We start from the raw sequence: 2813 nt of genomic DNA, 5'->3' as shown, positions 1-2813 counted from the left end.
GACGCCGCGAATATCCGCGACGAGCGCGAACTCTCCGTTCGCGCGCTCGAGCCATCCGAGTTGATCGCCATCGAAGTCCGCGTCTGACGCGATGACCACCGACGAGACCCCGCACCCACCCGAGACGCCGGAGTTCGGGCACGTGGTGCCCGGGGGCCCGACGCACTCCTACGACACCGTCGACGGGTTCCGGGTCAAGAAGTTTTCGGTGGGGCCGTACGACAACAACGTGTACGTGCTGTCGTCGGACGGCGAGGCGCTGCTCGTCGACGGCGCCAACGACGCCGACCGGATCCTTGCCGAGCTGGAAGGGCTTCGGGTGAAGGGCATCGTCCAGACGCACGGCCACTTCGACCATGTGCAGGCCCTGGAACGTTTGCTGGAGGAGCTCGACGTCCCCGTGCACGCGCACGGGGGTGATCGCATCCCGGTCCCCACCGAGCACATCGGCGAAGGAGACACGCTCGAGGTCGGCGGCGTCACGGTTCGAGCGCTGCATACGCCGGGACACACACCCGGCTCGGTTTCGTTGGTCGGCGGGCCGTTCCTGTTCTCCGGCGACACCCTCTTCCCCGGCGGGCCGGGCAACACGGATGGGGATCCCAAGCGATTCGCGCAAGTCATGACCTCGCTCGGCCGTCTGTTCGCACTGCCCGACGAGACGCGAGTGTGCCCGGGTCACGGACTCGACTCGTTCATCGGGCGGGAGCGCCCGTACGTCGAGACGTGGCGGCGGCGAGCCTGGTAGGGCCGCCTAAACGGACGGCTTCGCTTGCTCGGGCTCCCAGTCGCGAACCGCCTCCGCGACCTTCACCAGAACCGTCGCCAGCCCGGCCACGCCGAGCAGCCTCAATACCGGATGCCGCCGGACGATGGGGGAACGAGCGATCACCGGGGCGACGGCAATGACACCCATGGACAGCTTGGACCGAAGCTCCTTGCCGCGCGGCGACGCGAGATAGGTCACGGCGTCGTTGATCACGTGTTCGACATCCTCGCGAACGTCCGCAGCCACGTCGCCGATGGATTGGACCACGGAGAAAGCCGGCTGCTTCTGGTCAGCCGGCTTTCTCCGTGGAGACGTTTCGGCCACTAGATCGCGGCACCCCGGCGGCCGGTGGCCGCTCGGTAAACGAGCAAGGCGACGATCGCACCGATGATCGATCCGATTATCCCGGACGGCTCGATGTCGGCGTCGCCCTTGTAGAACAAGCTTCCGAGGAACCCTCCGACGAACGAGCCGACGATCCCGAGCACGATCGTTCCGAGCACGCCCATCCCGTCGCGGCCGGGCACGACGGCCCGGGCGACGAACCCTGCGATGAGTCCGATGATGAGCCAGTAGACGATGTTCATGGTCGCCTCCTTGAGAGCCGTTGACGCGTTGTTCAGTGTTACCCCGCCGGGCGACGGGTCAATCGCGCGTGCGCGGTCGCTTGAGCCTTTCCGGAACGCCATCCCGACGAGCGGAACAACGCGAGTCCCAGAACTCCCTCCAGCGTCCTGATCGTCCGGGATAGGCACCAAGACTAGTAGGATCATGGTCCAAGATCATGGTCCGTTCATGTTACGATGACGTCATGGACTCGATCGCGATCTCGAAGTTCAAGGCGACCTGTCTTGCTGCATTGGAACGCGTCCGAGAGACCGGAAAGCCCCTGCTGGTTACCCGCCGGGGTGTTCCCATCGCTCAGGTGCTTCCGCCGCCACCGAGATCCGCCACGCGCACGGGGTTCGGGTCGATGCGTGGAACCGCCGAGGAGCTCGACGACATCATCGAGCCGCTGATGACCGAGGATTGGGAAGCCCTCGGGTGACGGCTCACCGCGCCGCGGCGCGCAACACGGCGGGACTGCTGCTCGACACCCACATCTGGTTCTGGTACCTGACCGGCTCCCGACGGTTGCCGGCGGGTGTGCGTCGTGCGATCGATCGTTCGGCGGAGCCCCCATGGCTCTCGCCGATCTCGATCTGGGAGCTGGGCGTCCTTACCGGTCGTGGGCGCGTCAGGCTCGATGTGCCTCTCCGCCGCTGGATCGCAGACGCACGAGAAGCCTTTCCCCTCCAAGATGCGCCCCTCAACGACGAGATCGCTCTGAGGAGTCTCGAGATATCGCTGCCTCATCGCGATCCCGCCGATCACTTCCTCGCTGCCACGGCGCTCGTCTACCACCTAACCTTGGCGACGCTGGACGATCGTCTCATCGAAGCGGATTGGCTGCCTACTCGCTCCACCTGATCGCTGGAGGCGACTCCCTCGCACGGCTCAAGCTGTCGCCTTGCGGAAGGCCATCCGCGCAAGGGTCATCCCGCCGATCGCGACGCCGACGAGGAACAACGTGGCCCGGCCGAGCTGGCCCCAATCGATCGCGGTGGATAGCGTCCGGTTCTCGACGACGCCGACCATAAGGTTCCGCGAGGCGTCGACGGCGTACGCAACCGGGTTGAACTTCCCGAACGTTGCGATCCAGCCGGGCAGGACATCCTTCGGTACGAGGGCCGGCGACAGGAACAGCAACGGGAAGAGGAAGAAGTTGACGATCATCAGCGTCGCTTCGGTGCTCTTGGTGCGCAGCGCCGCCACGTTCGACAAGGCCGCGAGGCCGATGCCGAAGATCACGGCAAGCAGAAGCGCCGCCAGCACGCCGAGCGGCCCGTGGACGAACCGCACGCCGAGCGCCATGGCGAGCAGAACCATGAACAGGCCCTGGATGAACATCCGGGCGCCGTCGGCGAGCGCGCGGCCCATCAGGATCGCCATGCGGTTGATCGGCGCGATGAGGAACTTGTCGAACAGGCCGACCTCGATGTCG

Annotated in this window: 6 protein-coding genes; 3 read left to right on the top strand and 3 right to left on the bottom strand. The window is 66.1% G+C overall.

The features are described 5' to 3' along the window. Positions 1-91 precede the first annotated feature (91 nt). Positions 92-748, top strand: coding sequence for an MBL fold metallo-hydrolase (locus tag WEB06_19345; GenBank protein MEX2557773.1), 657 nt, complete (start codon positions 92-94; stop codon positions 746-748). A gap of 6 nt (positions 749-754) precedes the next feature. Here WEB06_19345 and WEB06_19340 read toward each other — a convergent pair whose 3' ends face one another. Then, complete coding sequence (locus WEB06_19340; GenBank protein MEX2557772.1) at positions 755-1036, bottom strand: hypothetical protein; 282 nt, start codon at positions 1034-1036, stop codon at positions 755-757. Between the two features lie 56 nt (positions 1037-1092). Continuing rightward, complete coding sequence (locus WEB06_19335; GenBank protein ID MEX2557771.1) at positions 1093-1356, bottom strand: GlsB/YeaQ/YmgE family stress response membrane protein; 264 nt, start codon at positions 1354-1356, stop codon at positions 1093-1095. A 224-nt stretch (positions 1357-1580) separates the two neighbouring features. Between WEB06_19335 and WEB06_19330 the strand changes: the two genes are divergently transcribed. Beyond that, positions 1581-1817, top strand: coding sequence for a type II toxin-antitoxin system prevent-host-death family antitoxin (locus WEB06_19330; GenBank protein ID MEX2557770.1), 237 nt, complete (start codon positions 1581-1583; stop codon positions 1815-1817). Then, the gene (locus WEB06_19325) at positions 1814-2239 is read left to right on the top strand and encodes a type II toxin-antitoxin system VapC family toxin (protein ID MEX2557769.1); all 426 of its coding nucleotides are present in this window, start codon (positions 1814-1816) and stop codon (positions 2237-2239) included. The genes WEB06_19330 and WEB06_19325 overlap by 4 nt, the downstream gene beginning before the upstream one ends. Positions 2240-2266: 27 nt before the next feature. Here WEB06_19325 and WEB06_19320 read toward each other — a convergent pair. Next, a partial coding sequence (locus tag WEB06_19320; GenBank protein MEX2557768.1) for an ABC transporter permease occupies positions 2267-2813 on the bottom strand: 547 nt, incomplete at its 5' end.

Source organism: Actinomycetota bacterium, from assembly GCA_040905475.1.
Taxonomy (GTDB): domain Bacteria; phylum Actinomycetota; class AC-67; order AC-67; family AC-67; genus DATFGK01.
The sequence above is the reverse complement of the archived record's forward strand: the minus strand, read 5'-3'. Positions and strand labels throughout refer to the sequence as shown.